Origin of the sequence: Janthinobacterium sp. BJB304 (genome assembly GCF_002735765.1) — a bacterium.
Lineage (GTDB): Bacteria > Pseudomonadota > Gammaproteobacteria > Burkholderiales > Burkholderiaceae_D > Janthinobacterium.
In genome coordinates, this window is record NZ_PDZN01000002.1 from 402,127 (window position 1) to 417,879 (window position 15,753).

At 62.8% G+C, this 15,753-nt stretch carries 12 protein-coding genes; 10 read left to right on the forward strand and 2 right to left on the reverse strand.

Annotated elements, in window-relative coordinates:
* The first annotated feature begins 4 nt into the window (after positions 1 to 4).
* Positions 5 to 2,890 (forward strand): PAS domain S-box protein, encoded by a 2,886-nt coding sequence (locus CSQ95_RS03825; RefSeq protein ID WP_180278944.1) that lies wholly within the window; start codon positions 5 to 7, stop codon positions 2,888 to 2,890.
* On the opposite strand, the gene CSQ95_RS03830 is transcribed toward CSQ95_RS03825, so the two are convergent.
* Positions 2,884 to 6,156 carry a PAS domain-containing protein gene (locus CSQ95_RS03830; RefSeq protein WP_257217937.1) on the reverse strand — a complete coding sequence of 1,091 codons (3,273 nt, stop codon included), beginning with the start codon at positions 6,154 to 6,156 and terminating at the stop codon, positions 2,884 to 2,886. The two genes, CSQ95_RS03825 and CSQ95_RS03830, sit on opposite strands and share 7 nt — an antisense overlap.
* 68 nt (positions 6,157 to 6,224) lie before the next feature.
* On the opposite strand from CSQ95_RS03830, the gene CSQ95_RS03835 reads away from it, so the two are divergent.
* The 5 genes from CSQ95_RS03835 (at position 6,225) to CSQ95_RS03855 (ending at position 9,965) form a co-directional block, all read left to right on the forward strand.
* Complete coding sequence (locus tag CSQ95_RS03835; protein ID WP_257217938.1) at positions 6,225 to 7,565, forward strand: alpha/beta hydrolase; 1,341 nt, start codon at positions 6,225 to 6,227, stop codon at positions 7,563 to 7,565.
* Positions 7,547 to 7,888, forward strand: a complete 342-nt coding sequence (locus tag CSQ95_RS28995) for a hypothetical protein (RefSeq protein ID WP_143449897.1) — start codon at positions 7,547 to 7,549, stop codon at positions 7,886 to 7,888. The genes CSQ95_RS03835 and CSQ95_RS28995 overlap by 19 nt, the downstream gene beginning before the upstream one ends.
* A 174-nt stretch (positions 7,889 to 8,062) precedes the next feature.
* The gene (locus tag CSQ95_RS03845; protein WP_099408541.1) at positions 8,063 to 8,464 is read left to right on the forward strand and encodes a ribonuclease E inhibitor RraB; all 402 of its coding nucleotides are present in this window, start codon (positions 8,063 to 8,065) and stop codon (positions 8,462 to 8,464) included.
* Between the two features lie 90 nt (positions 8,465 to 8,554).
* Positions 8,555 to 8,818, forward strand: coding sequence for a hypothetical protein (locus tag CSQ95_RS03850; protein ID WP_143449898.1), 264 nt, complete (start codon positions 8,555 to 8,557; stop codon positions 8,816 to 8,818).
* 385 nt (positions 8,819 to 9,203) lie between these two features.
* Positions 9,204 to 9,965: a hypothetical protein gene (locus CSQ95_RS03855; protein ID WP_143449899.1), complete on the forward strand. Its 762-nt coding sequence runs from the start codon at positions 9,204 to 9,206 to the stop codon at positions 9,963 to 9,965.
* 388 nt (positions 9,966 to 10,353) lie between these two features.
* Here CSQ95_RS03855 and CSQ95_RS03860 read toward each other — a convergent pair whose 3' ends face one another.
* Positions 10,354 to 10,884: an SRPBCC domain-containing protein gene (locus tag CSQ95_RS03860; RefSeq protein ID WP_099408544.1), complete on the reverse strand. Its 531-nt coding sequence runs from the start codon at positions 10,882 to 10,884 to the stop codon at positions 10,354 to 10,356.
* A gap of 130 nt (positions 10,885 to 11,014) precedes the next feature.
* On the opposite strand from CSQ95_RS03860, the gene CSQ95_RS03865 reads away from it, so the two are divergent.
* The 4 genes from CSQ95_RS03865 to CSQ95_RS03880 are packed head-to-tail and all read left to right on the forward strand — an operon-like array spanning position 11,015 to position 15,662.
* On the forward strand, positions 11,015 to 11,449 hold the full coding sequence (locus tag CSQ95_RS03865; RefSeq protein ID WP_070218336.1) for a MarR family winged helix-turn-helix transcriptional regulator: 435 nt from the start codon (positions 11,015 to 11,017) through the stop codon (positions 11,447 to 11,449).
* Positions 11,446 to 13,020 (forward strand): DHA2 family efflux MFS transporter permease subunit, encoded by a 1,575-nt coding sequence (locus CSQ95_RS03870; RefSeq protein ID WP_099408545.1) that lies wholly within the window; start codon positions 11,446 to 11,448, stop codon positions 13,018 to 13,020. The genes CSQ95_RS03865 and CSQ95_RS03870 overlap by 4 nt, the downstream gene beginning before the upstream one ends.
* 5 nt (positions 13,021 to 13,025) lie before the next feature.
* Positions 13,026 to 14,477 carry an efflux transporter outer membrane subunit gene (locus tag CSQ95_RS03875; RefSeq protein ID WP_099408546.1) on the forward strand — a complete coding sequence of 484 codons (1,452 nt, stop codon included), beginning with the start codon at positions 13,026 to 13,028 and terminating at the stop codon, positions 14,475 to 14,477.
* A 21-nt stretch (positions 14,478 to 14,498) separates the two neighbouring features.
* The gene (locus tag CSQ95_RS03880) at positions 14,499 to 15,662 is read left to right on the forward strand and encodes an HlyD family efflux transporter periplasmic adaptor subunit (protein WP_099408547.1); all 1,164 of its coding nucleotides are present in this window, start codon (positions 14,499 to 14,501) and stop codon (positions 15,660 to 15,662) included.
* Positions 15,663 to 15,753 lie beyond the last annotated feature (91 nt).

Consider the following 15,753-nt stretch of genomic DNA (forward strand, 5'->3'; position numbering starts at 1 on the left):
CGGCATGACCGTCACACCCGCCCCCCGCAGCCAGGCCGGCGCCAGCGGCGTCGCCTTCTTGCTGCAGCTGGAACGCCGGCTGCGGTTGCTGCAGGACACGGGCGAGATCCTGTCCCTGTCGGCGCAGCTGCTGGGACAGCGCCTGGGCGCCCAGCAGGTGGCCTGTTTCGATATCGACCAGAGCTTGCAATGCCCTACTCTGCAGCATGCGTGGAGCGAAGGCCTGGCGCCCGGCGCCGCCGGCGAGTATTTCCTCGGCGATTACGCGGCAGGCCTGGCCGATGCCCTGGCCGCCGGCCAGGCGCTGGCCGTCAGCGATGTGGCGAGCGACCCGCGCACGGCCATGCCGGCCGCGCTGGCCACGTTTGCGCGCCTGGGCATCCGTGCCTTCCTGAACATTCCCATCGCCAAGGAGGGCCGGCTGGCGGCCCTGTTCGTCGTGCACAGCAGCGCGGCACGGCTGTGGCATGCGGACGAAATCGAACTGGCCGTGCAAGTGTCGGAACGGGTCTGGTCGACCATTTTGCGGGCCCGGGCGGAATCGCGCCTGCGCGCCCTCAGCGCCACCATGGAAACACAGGTGGCCGAGCGCACGCGCGAGTTCGGCCGCACCTGGAACGTCAGCCCCGACTTGCTGGGCGTGCTCAACCTCGACGGCTATTTCGAACACTCGAACCCTGCCTGGCAAACCACCCTGGGCTGGTCGGTCGAGGAAATCCGCACGACGAAATTTTTTGAACTGATCCATCCCGAAGACTTGCCGCGCACCCATGCGGCCTGGGAGGCGGCCAACCAGGGCCAGCCGGCGCTACGCTTCGAAAACCGCTACCGCCACAAGCTGGGCGGCTGGCACTGGCTGTCGTGGGTGGCCGTGCCCGAGGGCGAGAAGGTGTATTGCAGCGCGCGCGACATCACCGTGGAAAAGAAGCTGGAAGCGGACCTGGCCGCCCGCAACAGCGAGCGCGAGCGGCTGTGGCGCAGCGCGCAAGACCTGATGGTGGCCATCGATGCCGACGGCTGCTTTACCGCAGTCAACCCGGCCGCCAGCGCCATCCTGGGCTGGCTGCCCGAGGAAATGCTGGGCCGCAGCCTGTTCGACTTCGTGCTGCCCGAAGATGCGGCCGCCACGCGCCAGGCGCTGGCGCAAGTGTCGCGGGAAGCCATGCCCAGCTTTGAAAACCGCTACCGGCACCGCGATGGCGGCCACCGCTGGCTGTCGTGGGTGGCGGCGACCGAAGGCGACCTGGTGTTTGCCACCGGGCGCCACGTCACCCTGGAAAAGGAAGCGCAAAGCACCTTGCTCAGCATGCAGGAATCGTTGCGCCACAGCGAAATGGCGCTGCTGCAATCGCAAAAACTCGAAGCGCTGGGCAAGCTGACGGGCGGCGTGGCCCATGATTTCAATAACGTCCTGCAAATTATTTCGGGCAATCTGCAGCTGCTGCAGATGACCCTGGACGGCGACCCGCTGGCCGCCAAGCGCATTGCCAGCGCCTCGTCCGCCGTGGAACGGGGCGCCAAGCTGTCGGCCCAGCTGCTGGCCTTTGCGCGGCGTCAACCGTTGAAACCGCTGGTGACGGACCTGGCGCAGCTGCTGCGTTCGACGGAAGAGCTGCTGCGGCGCGCCACGGGCGAAACCATCGAAACGCGTTTGCTGCTGGCCGACGACTGCTGGCGCGCCCTGGTCGACCCGCACCAGCTGGAAAACGTCATCCTCAACCTGGCCATCAACGCGCGCGACGCCATGAATGGCCAGGGCCAGCTGACCATCGAACTGAGCAACAGCGTGCTGGACAGCGGCTACGCGGCGCGCCATGCGGACGTGGCGCCCGGCGACTACGTGCAGCTGGCCGTCTCGGATACGGGCACGGGCATTCCCGCCGAGCTGCTGGACAAGATTTTCGAACCGTTCTTCACGACCAAAAGCGAGGGCGAAGGCACGGGACTGGGCCTGTCCATGGCGTACGGCTTCCTGCGCCAGAGCGGCGGCCACCTGACGGTGGACAGTTTGCCAGGCCACGGCAGCACCTTCCGCATCTACCTGCCGCGCTCGCTCGAAGCGGAAACGGAACTGCCGCTGCAACTGGGCGGTCCCGTGCTGGGCGGCAAGGAAACCATCCTCGTCGTGGAAGACGACGTGCAGGTGCAGACGACGGTGGTGGACATGCTGCGCGGCCTCGGCTACGTCGTGCTGCGCGCGAGCGACGGCGAAAGCGCGCTGGCCATCGTTGGCAGCGGCGTGCCCATCGACCTGCTGTTTACGGACGTGGTAATGCCGGGCAAGGTAGCCAGCACGGAACTGGCGCGCCAGGCCCGCTTGCTGCTGCCGCAGCTGGCCGTGTTGTTTACCTCGGGCTACACGCAGGACGCCATCATGCAGGGCGGCCGGCTGGAACCGGGCGTGGAGCTGCTGAGCAAACCTTACCGGCGCGAAGACCTGGCGCGGCGCATCCGCCACCTGCTGGCCAACGGCCGCCATGTGACGGCCCTGCACCAGTACCGTGCGCAGCTGGCGCCGCAGCCTGCGCCGGCGCTGCCGGAGGGAAGGCATATCCTGTTGGTGGAAGACAATGCCGACGCGCGCGCCATGACGAGCGAACTGCTGGCCATGCTCGGCCACACAGTGCTGGCCGTGGGCACGGCCGAGGAAGCCCTGCCGCTGCTGGGCACGCCGGGACTGGATCTGCTGCTGACCGATATCAGCCTGCCGCAGATGTCGGGCGTCCAGCTGGCCGAGCTGGCGGCGCGCGACTATCCGCAGCTGGAAGTGGTGTTTTCCACCGGCCATGCGCCGGCCAATTCCGGCGTGCTCGACCCGCAGGCGCGCTTCCTGGTGAAACCATTTACCGTCAAGCAATTACAGCGGGCCTTGCTGCCGCCAGGTCAGTAGACGTCGAGCCGGCGTGCCTTCAGTGCGCTGGCCAGCTCTTCCAGGCCAAACGGCTTGCGCAGGAAGCGCGCGCTGGCGTCCTGCATCAGGCTGGCGCCCCAGTCGTGTCCTGAAGCAAACACGACGTCCAGCTGCGGCCAGTGCGCGCGCGCATGGCGCGCCAGTTCCAGGCCGGACATGGTAGGCAGGCTGATGTCCGTCACCAGCACGTCCAGGCCCGGCATGGCCAACAGCGGCATGGCCGCTTCCGCGCTGGCCACGCCGTGCACGGTATGCCCCAGCATATTGAGCATCTCGGTGGTCATTTCACGCGCATCGTCATTGTCTTCCACCAGCAGGATGCGCCGCCCGGACGGGTCGGGCGCGCCCACCAGGCGGCGGTCGGCCAGCAAATGGCGGATACGCCGCGCCAGGTCTTCGCGCCGGTAGGGTTTGCTCAACAGCTCGACGCCAGCGTCCAGCCGCCCGCCGCGCATGATGGCGTTATGCGTATAGCCCGAGGTAAACAGCACGGCCAGGTCCGGCAGCAGCAATCTCGCCTGCTGCGCCAGCTCCTTGCTGCTGACGGGACCGGGCATGACGACGTCCGTAAACAGCAGGTCGATGGCCACGCCCGTGCCCAGCAGGGCCAGCGCCGAGGCGCCGTCGTCCGCATGCAGCACGTCGTAGCCGAGGCCGCGCAGCATGTCGACCACCGTGTGCTGCACGGGCGCGTCGTCTTCCACCACGAGGATGGTCTCGCCGCCGCCCAGCACGGGGCCCGTCAGGCCAGGCGGCGGTTCGGCCAGCTTTTCCAGCGAACGGGGCAGATAAATTTTAAAAGTCGTGCCCGCACCGGGCGCGCTGTGCACCTTGATGTGGCCCGCGCTTTGGCGGATGAAGCCGTACGCCATGGACAGGCCCAGGCCCGTGCCCTCGCCTTCCTTTTTCGTCGTGAAGAACGGTTCGAATATCTGGTCGATCACGTCGCGCTCCATGCCGTGGCCCGTGTCGGTGATGGTCAGCAGCACGTATTGCCCCTCCAGCACATCGGCATGCAGGCTGGCATAGGCGGCGTCGAGCGTGACGTTACTCAAGGTAAACGTGAGGCGCCCGCCCTTGTCCATCGCGTCGCGCGCATTGATGGCCATGTTCAGCAGCACGTTTTCCATCTGGTTCGGGTCGACCAGGGTATGCCACAAGCCTTCGCTGATAAAGGTTTCCTCGGTAATCGCCTCACCCAGGGCGCGGCGGATCAGCTCGTGCATGCGGCGCAGCAGCCGGCCCAGGTCCGTCACCAGCGGTTTTAATGGCTGGCGCCGCGCAAAGGCCAGCAGTTGCGACGACAGCTTGGCGCCCCGCTCGACGGCCGAGGCGGCTGAATCGAGGCGCCTGGCCGCCTGCGGATTATCGGCCACGGTCAGCTTCAGCAACTGCAAATTACCGGAGATGATTTGCAGCACGTTATTGAAATCGTGGGCCACGCCGCCCGTCAGCTTGCCGATCGATTCCAGCTTTTGCGCCTGCAACAAGGCTTGCTCGCTGCGCACCAGCGCCAGACGCGCCTCTTTTTCATCGGTGACGTCGCGGCCGATGGCGTGGATCAGCTTTTGCGCCGGCACGGCCGTCCAGGAAATCCAGCGGTAGCCGCCATCGCGCCGGCGGTAGCGGTTTTCCATGCGCAAGGTGGGCGCGCCGTGGGCCAGGCGCGACAAATCCTGCAGGGCCGCCATGCGGTCGTCGGGATGCACGAGGCTGATGAAGTCCATGCCCAGCGATTCGATTTCCGGGCGCTCGAGGATCTTGCTCCATGCGGGGTTGACGGCAATGATCATGCCGGACAGGTCCGCCACCAGCATGATGTCGGTGGACAGCCGCCACATGCGGTCGCGGTCTGCCGTACGGTTGGCCATTTCCACTTCCAGCGAGGAATTCAGGTAGGCCATTTTTTCCAGCACGTTCTTCTGTTCCTGCACGTCCGTATTCGTGCCCACCCAGCGCAGCACCTTGCCCGCCTCGTCGAACAGGGGCAAGGCGCGCGCCAGGAACCAGCGGTAGGCGCCGTCGCTGGCGCGGCGCATGCGGAACTCCTGTTCATAGGCGCTGGCGGTGGCGACGGCCCGGTCCCAGCTTTTCTGCGTGATCTGCACGTCGTCCGGATGCACGCAGTGGCGAAAGCCGCTCGATACGAGCGACTTCATCGATTGCCCTGTGTATTCGCACACCTGTTCGTTGACCCAGTAGGTGGCGCCGCTGCCATGCGCCAGCCAGGCCTGGTTGGGCATGGTCGAGGCAAGCGAACGGAACTGCGCCTCGCTGTCGAGCAAGGCGTTGCGCGCCTGCCAGTGTTCGTCGATATCGTCGCAAGAGCCATACCATTTCACGGCTTGGCCGCGCTCGTCTCGCCGGCAATACGCGCGCGAATGCACCCAGCGGTACTGGCCATCCTGCCGGCGCACGCGCATTTCCTGGTCCAGGGGCTGGCCGCTGCCCACCGCTTCGCTCCACGCCGCCAGTGTACGGGGTACGTCCTCGGGATGGATGGCGTCCAGCCAGCTGGTGCCCAGGCCGCTGCCGCCCGTCCAGTCGCGCCAGCGCTGCGCCACATAGTCGAGCTTGCCGTCGAGGTCGGCCGTCCACAGCACTTGCGTGTTGAGCTCGATGGCGTAATGAAAGTGTTCGCGGCTGTCGTGCAGCGCCTGTTCCAGCTGGCCCCGCTCGATGACATGCGCGGCCACGCGCGCGGCCAGCGCCAGCAGTTCGATTTCCGGTTGCGTGGGATGGCATGTCGCCTGGAAAAACAGGCCCAGCACACCCAGGATATGCCCCTTCGCGCCAAAGACGGGGGCGACCCAGCAGGCACGGTAGCCGTGCAGCATGGCTTCCTTGCGTCCGGCGCTCCAGTTCACGTCGCGCGTAATATCGCCGCAATATACGGGCGCGCCGGAAAAGGCCGCCGTGCCGAATGGAGAAGGCTGTTCGCCGCCGTGGCGCAGGGCCAGGCACAGGTCTTGTGGCAGGCTGGGCGCGGACAAGCCGCAAAAGCGGTCGGCCTCGTCGATGAGCACCAGGCAGGCATGCGCGCCGCCCTCGGCCAGGTCTTGCAGCGCCAGCAACAAATGCTCCAATGCCTGGGCCAGGTCGGCGCCTGCCGCGATGCTGCCCAGCGCACTATGTTCGGCGTCCAGCAAGGAAAGAATGTTGTTTGCGTGCACCGTGTCGATAAGGGGAAAACTGATGCCCGAAATATACCATGGGGCAACGCTCTTGCAGGAGGAAAACAGCATGCCCCTTGATCTCTCCCCACACGCGGCCCTATGCTAAAGTGTTGCTCTCTTCTCAAGCGAATCCCAGCATGCCTACCACCTTGCCGTCCTCCCTGATCGCCACCGCCCTGCTCGCCTCCGTCCAAGGCGCCGTCGCCGCCCCCATGAGCCTCGACGATTACCTGGGCCTGACCGGCCCCGCGCCCACGGCGCAGATCGCGTATGGCCCCGCGCCGTCGCAATACGCGCAGCTGTTCCGGCCCGAAGGCAGCGGCCCGTTCCCCGTCGTCGTGCTCGTCCATGGCGGCTGCTGGACGGTGGCCTTCGGCGGCATCAAACAGATGCGCAACGTGGCCGGCGCCCTCGTCGCGCAAGGCATCGCCGTGTGGAATGTCGAGTACCGCCGCGTCGACGAGGAAGGCGGCGGCTATCCGGGCACCTACGAAGACATGCACGCGGCACTGGATAGCCTGCAGCAGCACGCGCCCCAGTACCAGATCGACACGAGCCGCATCGTCGCCATGGGTCACTCGGCCGGCGGCCAGCTGGTGCAATGGATCGGCGGACGGGAAAAGCTGCCCAAAACCAGCCCCCTGTACCGCGACAAGTACTTGCCAGTAAAAAATATCCTGAGCCTGGGCGGCCTGGCCGACCTGCGCCATGAAAAGGAGTTGATCAAGACCAGCTGCGAGCGCGACATCGCGCAACTGGCAGGCAGCGCCAGCACTGAGCGCCCCGACATCTACAGCGACACCAACGCCGCCGACCTGATCCCCAACGGCAGCCGCACCGTCCTGGCGACCGGAGAGCTCGACACCATCTCCCCGCCCCGCGTGGCGCACGACTACGCGGCCAGGGCGCTCAAGGCCGGCGACCATGCGGAAGTGCTGATCTTGCCTGGGGCCAGTCATTACGACGAGATTGCGGCGACGTCGAATGCTTGGGGGATGATTTTGCCGGTGGTGCGGGAGATGCTGGGGATGGCGGGCGGAAAGGTGAAAGTAGTGCCTGAAGCGGGCGATATGGCAAAAGTGGCGTTCGAGGCGCGCGCATATCTTCCATCAAACGGTGTGCAGCCCAACTCCGATATTGCATCCGTCAACTATGCCGACGGCACACTCATCGTGCTGATCGCCTGTTCGCGTAAGCAAAATGACGTCAGCGGCCTGAAAATCACCTTCCCCGACGTGGACGGATTTCGCTTGCTTGAGGAATTCGACCTGGCGCGATACTGGAATTCCAGTGACTTCCCATGCGGCAGCCACCTCCTGGAAGTGCTGGCAGGCGGCTGGAGGGCGGAAGAGAACATGCTCCAGGGTTTTGAAGGCACGCGGCGCGAATGGCTAGTCATCACCGGAAACGCTTGTCTCAGCGCATTTTGCCTTGCAGAGCCTGTGTTAGCGGAGGCGACATGGAAGTTTCAAGTCTAAACAGAGATACCAGAAAAATATCCGTACAGATCGAACGCTACGTTGACGACGCCTTTCCGGGCGTAGTCGCGTGCGTACTGAGCGATGCCGATGGCGGCAGGCATGAATTCATTGAGAAAGTGCCAGTGGTCAGTAGCAACGATCTGCGTGCGGACAGCAGCTATCCGCAGCCGGGATACATTGCTTGCGTTGTCGAACACGAATGGATGGACACGGCTGGGCGCAAGCTGGTGCACATCAATACACAAGCCCCTTGGGACATTGCGTCTGTTTCAGGGATAACGGTGTTTAACGTACTGGAAGTGCAACTCATCGGCAACTGATGACGGACGGTTAGCGCCTGCGACGTCAGCTAAACGACGTGACAATGCGTGACTTTTTTCGTTGGGTAATTCGTTATGCTCATGGGTCGCTGGCAGCCAGGAGCGGACACTCAGCCGTCGTTAGCCAATGTGCCCACCACATTTTTATACTAGATCAAGAAAGATCACATCTCTATGAAGCCACTTCGCCTGTTAACCTGCGGGACGTTGGTAACTGCATGGTTTGTGGCATCGACAGTCATTGCTCAAACATCAATTGCCGAACAACAGGATGCACGGGTCATAGAAACTCTGCGTCAGAACGGCGCGGATGTTAGCAAAGTACATGACATCGATTTCTTTCTTGCCTTTGCACGAAAGGACGACGCGGTTGCCACTGCAGAGAAAATCAGTGCATTGGGATACGAGATTGTAGGCGTTGGTCAGCCGCCCACCACGAAGCAATGGGAAATTCACGCCAAGCGCAAGATGGTGCCAGAGTTACAAGCAATGCAGGCGACTACACGCGCGCTGCAATCCCTGGCAGAAGTTCGCAATGGGTATTACGATGGCTGGGGTGCCGTCGGAGTCAAATAGCGGAAATTGCGGGACCGACGGCTTCATTGCGGCCAAGAGCGGACGGCCCTTGGCACGAAATGCATCTGTACTGATGATGGAATCATTGAAATGCAACATAAAATTCGAGTTGCAGCAGCTGGAAACACGCTTGCTCCCACGTTGGGAGTCTTGCACAAACTTGGCTATGCGGTAACTCGAGACAAGACGGCTGAACAACAATATCAAGCGGAAGATGACGCTTGTATTTTTGTCGCTGATGACCCATTGACTTTGCTGGGGCTAGTAAAGATTTACGAGGAGCGTGGTGCTGACTGGCAGCCGAGCGATGAAGAAGTGCAGCGCTTGCTTTTGCTCGACGAATATGATGAGTAACGGACGAGTTCGGCCAAAACCGGTCGTTCGACTTGGCCCATAGTTACTGGCCTCTCAACACGCGACTGTAGGATATTCCGACGTTTGCAACAGGCTTTTTCCAATGGATTCCCATAGCATGACTTTTATTGACGATTCCATCGTAGAACTTGCCTATACGGAACTCCTGATTTCGTGCCAAACGGAAGGCTGTTTGAGCATATTTGAACCGACGCTCAGCGATCCGGCCACAGATCCCATTGCGAGTTGGGCGTTCAAGAAGGCGAAACAGGCACGTGAATTAGGTTGGTCTGTTGGGGATGACGGACGAGTAAAGTGTCCGATTCATCGAGAATTGACAGACAAACGATGTGATTTTTAGTCTCTGAACTAACTACCATGGCACGTGAACGGCTGTTTTGCGGCGAAACCTGCCAACGACGGCAACCGGGGCCAGAAGGAAGCAGACATTCAAGTTGATGTGACAATGCGTGACTTTTCTCGCTTGCTAATTCGTTATGCTCACGGGCCGCTGGCGGCCCGAAGCGGACGCCGTGACATCGAATCCGTATGTCCACACGAGGAAACGAAGCCTATGAATGATTTTGAACAATTCTCTTACTGCCACATTAGTGCCGCGTTGGCGAACATCGATACGTCGACCATTCCGGATATTTATGCATTGTCATTCTTCATTTACGATAACGACGACGATCCGCGTTATCCGGTTCTGCAACTTGGCTACAATACATTGACGCATTTGACGGAATGCACGCCCTCAGCGTCCGATGCCGCAGAAGCGAAATGGAACTTTGCCTTTTGGCTCCAGAACGAATTGAAATACATTGGTGAGCCCGATACGGAAGGCGGCCAACTGCTGGAAGAGCTTCTGAAGGCACGAGGGCTATGGTACACAGATGAAGATGAGGAAGCCGACTTTGATCGGTGTATGCGCATTGGGGGCGACATCAACGCCTACTTTGTAGACGCATGTGTTCGGATCGCACGGGCACTTCATGAAAACGGCGTTATCGAACAGGACTTTTCACGCCCGATCCCGATTGTCGTGCATGAACTCGAATACTATGATGAGATTGCTGTACAAACGCGATTGGCCAATCCGCCAGATTTGGCGAAAGAATTTGAAGACTGGATCGCCAGCATGTAATGGCATCCGTCCGCTATGGGGCTATTGTGTTGAAAATGTCGAGCGGCAACCATTTCGGGATGTCTCAAATCTTCAAGCAGTCGGAGATCGTTCAATAGCGGTGGTTCTGGCCAGTCCAGGCTGGCAGGAATTCTATCTACAGGTTAACGTACCCGCGTTTTTCAACACAATAGGGCGAAAGCTGACGCTCCTCAACCGCGAACTGGCAACAGCAAGAAGAATAGGCCCGCCCCCTCAACCCAGGCTCCCCGGGCCCAGCGGGCCTGAAAAATGGCCAGGGCAAGGCGCGCGGGCGAAGACAGTACGATGAGTACGGCGAGCCCAAGCAACGCAGCCCTGGACATTTTCTCAGGCCCGCGGCTCTGGCCCGCTGTTCAAAACAATACGCTCACTGAACACGCGCAAGGTACTGTGCCAGTTGGGCAAAAGTAGCCTTGAACCCCTGCGTCATCGACTCATGCCCTTCCAGGAAAGTCTCATGCTGCTCATCGGTGGCCTTGTGCGGCGTCGACCGCAAGGTCATCGTCGTCTTGCCGTTTTCCTCGGTAAGCGTCATGACATTGAACGATTCCAGCGGCCAGGTCGCGCTGACCGGATGCTGCACGGCATTGCCCTGCTTGTCGGCGAAGGACAGGATCGAGACGATCTTTTCCGGCGCTTCGATCGCCTGGTAGGTGAACTTGCCCCACATCTCGTAGCCATTGTCGGCGCGCATGCCGTAGTGGAAGACGCCGCCCGGGCGCAAGTCCAGCGCCAGCACGCTCAATTCGAAGCCGACGGGGCCCCACCATTGGGCCAGGCGCTCCGGCTCCACCCACGACTGGAACACCAGTTCGCGCGGCGCGTCGAAGGTTTGCGTGATGACAAAGTCGCTGCTGTCACGGTGCTGTCCGTCCTGCTTCTGTTTTTCCGTCGTCATGCTGTCTCCTGATGGTGATGGGCTCACTGTTAATGTACCAGCGGCGCCGGCAAACGGAAAGGCCTGTACGCCTGTCAAACCCGCATGCTAAAATATTAGTTAGACACCTAACCATTAGACGACTCACCTTATGATTTCTATCGAAGAGCGCTTTTCCGCCGCGCTCCACAAGACGGCGCGCGGCTGGCGCCATGCGATCGACCGGCGCCTGAAAGACCTGGACCTGGGGCAAGCGAGCTGGATGTGCATCGCCATGATCGCCAAATCGCCGCAGCCGCCCTCGCAAAGCGAACTGGCCCATCAGTTGGGCGTGGAAAACCCCACCATGGTGTCGATGCTGGACCGGCTCGTGAAATCGGGCTTCGTGCAGCGCCAGCCGTCGGAAACGGACCGCCGCGTGAAACTCGTCGTGCTGACGGAAGCTGGCCTGCAGGTGTACGACACGGTGCGCAAGGAGGCGGATGGTTTCCGCAAGGAGCTATTGCAGGGCATTGATCCCGGTCAGCTGCAGGCCGCCACCGAACTGCTGGAAGCCTTGCAGGCGGCCACGGAGAAATCCGCATGAGTTCGGCCACAGCCAGCGCCACACCGGCGCTGCCCGCTTCACAGGACCCTACCTTGAACCGGCGCATGATCACGATTTCGATCATGCTCGCCACCATCATCCAGGCGCTCGACGGCACCATCGCCAACGTCGCCCTGCCCCACATGCAGGGCAGCCTTTCCGCCTCGCAAGACCAGATCACCTGGGTGCTGACCTCGTTCATCGTCGCCGCCGCCATCGCCACGCCCCTGACAGGCTGGCTGTGCGACCGTTTCGGCCAGAAAAACACCTTTCTCGTGTCGGTCGCCGGTTTCACGCTCGCCTCCGTGCTGTGCGGCCTGTCCGGCACCCTGTCCGAGATCGTCGCCGCCCGCTTGCTGCAAGGCGTGTTCGGCGCTGCTCTCGTGCCGCTGTCGCAGGCGGTCTTGCTCGACATCAATCCACGCGAAAAACACGGCTCGGCCATGGCCATCTGGGGCATGGGCGTAATGATCGGCCCCATCCTGGGACCGACACTGGGCGGCTGGCTGACGGACAGCTACAGCTGGCGCTGGGTCTTCTTCATCAACATCCCCATCGGCGCCATGGCCTTCTACGGCATCTGGCGCTACATCCGCAAGGACCCGCCCAACCGCCGCATGAACTTTGACATGTTCGGCTTTGCGACGCTCAGCCTGTCCATCGGCGCGCTGCAGATGCTGCTGGACCGGGGCGAGCAGAACGACTGGTTTTCCTCGACGGAAACGTGGATCGAAGCCATCGTGCTGGCCATGAGCCTGTGTTACTTCATCGCCCACACTGCCCTGCGCCCGGCCGGCAAGTCCTTCCTCGACTACCGGCTGCTGAAGAATTCTAATTATGTGAGCGGCTTGCTGTTCATCTTCATCGTCGGCATGGTGCTGTTCGCCACCCGCGCGCTGACGCCGTCCATGCTGCAAGGCTTGATGAATTACCCGGCGGCCATTGCCGGCCTGGTGACGGCCCCCAGCGGCCTGGGCACGATGCTGGCCATGCTGATCGTCGGCAGGCTGACGGGCAAGATCGATACGCGCATCCTGCTGGGCGTGGGCTTTTCGATTACCGCGTTTTCACTGTGGCAAATGGCCAATTTCACGCTGGACCTGGTGCCGAAGACGGTCGTGTGGAACGGCATCATCCAGGGCATCGGCCTGGGCCTCGTCTTCGTGCCCCTGAGCGCGGCCACGTTCGCCACCCTGTCGCCGCAGATGCGGGCGGAAGGCACGGCCATCTACAGCCTGGTGCGCAACATCGGCAGCAGCATCGGCATCGCCCTCGTGCAAACATTGTTGGTACGCAATACGCAGATCGCCCATGCGTCCCTGACGGAACACATCACTATCGCCAATCCGGCCCTGCATGACCCCGGCATCGCACAGGTGTTCGACCTGGGCACGAGCACGGGCATCGCGGCGCTGAATGGCGAAATCACGCGGCAGGCGTCGATGATCGCCTACCTCGACGACTTCTGGCTGATGATGTGGCTGACCATCCTCGTGCTGCCGCTTTTGCTCCTGATCAAACCACCGAAGAAAAATGCGCCTGTCGTGGTCGACCACGCGGCCATGGAATAACCCTCATGCACACACCGATGAAACTCTCCCTGAACGTAGTGGCGCTCAGCGTATCGCTGACCCTGGCTGGCTGCGCCAGCATGGCGCCCGACACGCAACAGCTGCCGCAGCAAGACCTGGCCACCGTGCAATTGGCGGCCGACATCCACCTGGCCAGCGAAGGCTGGCCCGCAGCCCAGTGGTGGCGCCAGTTCCAGGACGATCAGCTTAATCAATTGATCGAACAGGCGCTGGCTGCCAGCCCGAACCTGGCTGTGGCGAATGCCCGCATCGGCTCGGCCCTGTCCGCGTTCGACGCGCAACACGCGGAGCGCGGCCCCAGGCTGGACTTGGACGCGAACGCCAACCGGCAGCGCTATTCGGGCAACGGCCTGATGCCCGCCCCCATCGGCGGCAATTATTACAATGAAATCACGGTGGGCGTGCAAGCCCATTACGACCTGGACTGGTGGGGCAAGCACAAGGCGCAGATCGCCGCCAGCCTCGGTGAAGTCAATGCACGGCGCGCCGAATACGCGATGGCGGAACAGATGCTGGCGGCCGAGATCGCCCGCCACTACTTCAGCATGCAAAACGGCTGGGCCCGCATGGACAACCTGCATGCGCTGGTGGCCCTGCAGCAGCTGCTGGTGCTGGACAAGGAAAAGCGCATCGCCAACGGCCTCGGCGTCAGCGACGACCATCTGTCCGCGCAAACACGCTTGAGCTTGCTCCAGCAGCAGATCGCCCTGCTGGAGACGCAGGTCGTCACGGAACGGGAAGCCTTGCGCGCCCTGCTCGGCGGCGACAGCTCGGCGCTGGCCGGCCTGCAGCCAAAAGTTGCCCAGGCGCTGCCGCATGCCCTGCCAGCCAAGCTGGGCATGGAATTGCTGGCGCGCCGGCCCGACTTGCAGGCGGCCCGCTGGCGAGTGCAAGCATCGATGAGCAAGATCGAGGCGGCGCAGGCATCGTTCTACCCCGATATCGACCTGGGGGCCTCGTTCGGCCTCGATGCGATCAAGCTGGGCAAGCTGCTGCAATCGGGCAGCCGCACCCTGTTCATCGGCCCCGCCCTGTCCTTGCCCCTGTTCGACAGCGGCCGCCTGCAGGCCCAGCTTGCCGGCGCGCGCAGCGAACGCAACGAACTGATCGCCGACTACAACCAGAACGTCTTCAATGTCGTGCGCGACGTGGCGCAGGCGGGCGCCAGGGTGCAAGGCGTGGAAAACCAGCTGCGACTGCAGCAGGACAACCTGCGCGCCAGCGAAGCGCAGCTGCGCAACGCGAATGCGCGGCTCAAGCAAGGTCTGGCCGACCGCGCCGCCCAGTTGAATGCGGAAATGACCGTGCGCGGCCAGGTGGACCTGGGCATGCAGCTGCAAAACCAGCGCCAGGACGCGGAAATCAGCCTGACCGTGGCCTTGGGCGGCGGCTACCGGGGCAGCAGCGACTTTGCCGCCACGACGACTAAACAATAACGATCGATTACGGAACACATCATGAGCAGCGAAACCACAACCACCTCCACCGAACAGCCGGGCAAGCGCAAGGCCGTCCTGATCGCCATCACGGCCGCCTTTCTCGTGGCCGGCGCTGCCTGGACCGCCTACTATCAACTGGTACTGTCCAGGGAAGAAGTGACGGACAACGCCTACGTGGGCGGCAACCTCGTCACCCTGTCCGCGCAAGTGACGGGCAATGTCGACGCCATCCGCGCCGACGAAACGCAAATGGTGGCGGCGGGCGCCCCGCTGATCACCCTGAACGCCATCGATGCGGACCTGGCCCTGAGCCAGGCCGAGGCGCGCCTGGGCAACGTCGTGCGCCAGGAACGCGAGCGCTATGCCAGCGTGGCCCAGTACGACGCCGTCATCGAGCAGCGCCGCCTGGCCCTGGCCACGGCGCAGGGCAACCTGGCGCGCCGCGCGCCGCTGGCCGCGGACCACACGATCTCGGGCGAAGATCTTGTTCATGCGAAACAGGCCGTCGATGACGCGAAAGCGGCCTTGACGGTGGCGCAGCGCCAGGCCGAGTCCGCCAAAGCGGGCGTGACCGGCGTCAACCTGGCCAGCCATCCGGCCGTGCTGTCGGCCAAGGGCGACGTGCTGCAGGCGTGGCTGGCCGTGCGCCGCAACGCCGTGGTCGCTCCCGTTTCAGGCTATGTGGCCAAGCGCAGCGTGCAGCTGGGCACGCACGTGACGCCGGGCACGCCCCTGATGTCCATCGTGCCGCTCGACCAGTTATGGGTCGACGCCAACTTCAAGGAGTCCGAATTGCGCAATATCCGCGTGGGACAGGCGGCCACCATCGAAACGGATTTGTACGGCAGCAAGGTGGTCTACCACGGCAAGGTGCTGGGCATGTCGGCCGGCACGGGCAGCGCGTTTTCGCTGTTGCCAGCGCAAAACGCCACGGGCAACTGGATCAAGGTGGTACAGCGCGTGCCCGTGCGCATCACGCTGGACCCGAAAGAGCTGGCCGCCCACCCGCTGCGCATCGGCCTGTCGACCACGGTGACGGTCGACACGCGCCATGGCGAAGGGGCAACCCTGGACCAGCCGATGGTGGCGTCCACCGTCTACACGACCCAGGCGCTGAGCCAGCCCGTGGACGAGGCGGAGAAGATGGCCGATGCCATCATTGCGCAGAATCTTGCCCATTAAACCGTCCGTTGAACTCAAACGACATCCATGCGTAGGTCGGGTTAGCGCAACGCGCGTAACCCGACAACATTGTTGGCACGGCCGTTGGTGG

Bases quoted from the DNA above. Each gene is read 5' to 3' on its own strand.
- CSQ95_RS03830 (WP_257217937.1), bottom strand. From the start codon at position 6,156: ATGCTGTTTTCCTCCTGCAAGAGCGTTGCCCCATGGTATATTTCGGGC.
- CSQ95_RS03870 (WP_099408545.1), top strand. From the start codon at position 11,446: ATGAGTTCGGCCACAGCCAGCGCCACACCGGCGCTGCCCGCTTCACAG.
- CSQ95_RS03825 (WP_180278944.1), top strand. From the start codon at position 5: ATGACCGTCACACCCGCCCCCCGCAGCCAGGCCGGCGCCAGCGGCGTC.
- CSQ95_RS03880 (WP_099408547.1), top strand. From the start codon at position 14,499: ATGAGCAGCGAAACCACAACCACCTCCACCGAACAGCCGGGCAAGCGC.
- CSQ95_RS03850 (WP_143449898.1), top strand. From the start codon at position 8,555: ATGCAACATAAAATTCGAGTTGCAGCAGCTGGAAACACGCTTGCTCCC.
- CSQ95_RS03865 (WP_070218336.1), top strand. From the start codon at position 11,015: ATGATTTCTATCGAAGAGCGCTTTTCCGCCGCGCTCCACAAGACGGCG.
- CSQ95_RS03835 (WP_257217938.1), top strand. From the start codon at position 6,225: ATGCCTACCACCTTGCCGTCCTCCCTGATCGCCACCGCCCTGCTCGCC.
- CSQ95_RS03860 (WP_099408544.1), bottom strand. From the start codon at position 10,884: ATGACGACGGAAAAACAGAAGCAGGACGGACAGCACCGTGACAGCAGC.
- CSQ95_RS03875 (WP_099408546.1), top strand. From the start codon at position 13,026: ATGCACACACCGATGAAACTCTCCCTGAACGTAGTGGCGCTCAGCGTA.
- CSQ95_RS03845 (WP_099408541.1), top strand. From the start codon at position 8,063: ATGAAGCCACTTCGCCTGTTAACCTGCGGGACGTTGGTAACTGCATGG.
- CSQ95_RS28995 (WP_143449897.1), top strand. From the start codon at position 7,547: ATGGAAGTTTCAAGTCTAAACAGAGATACCAGAAAAATATCCGTACAG.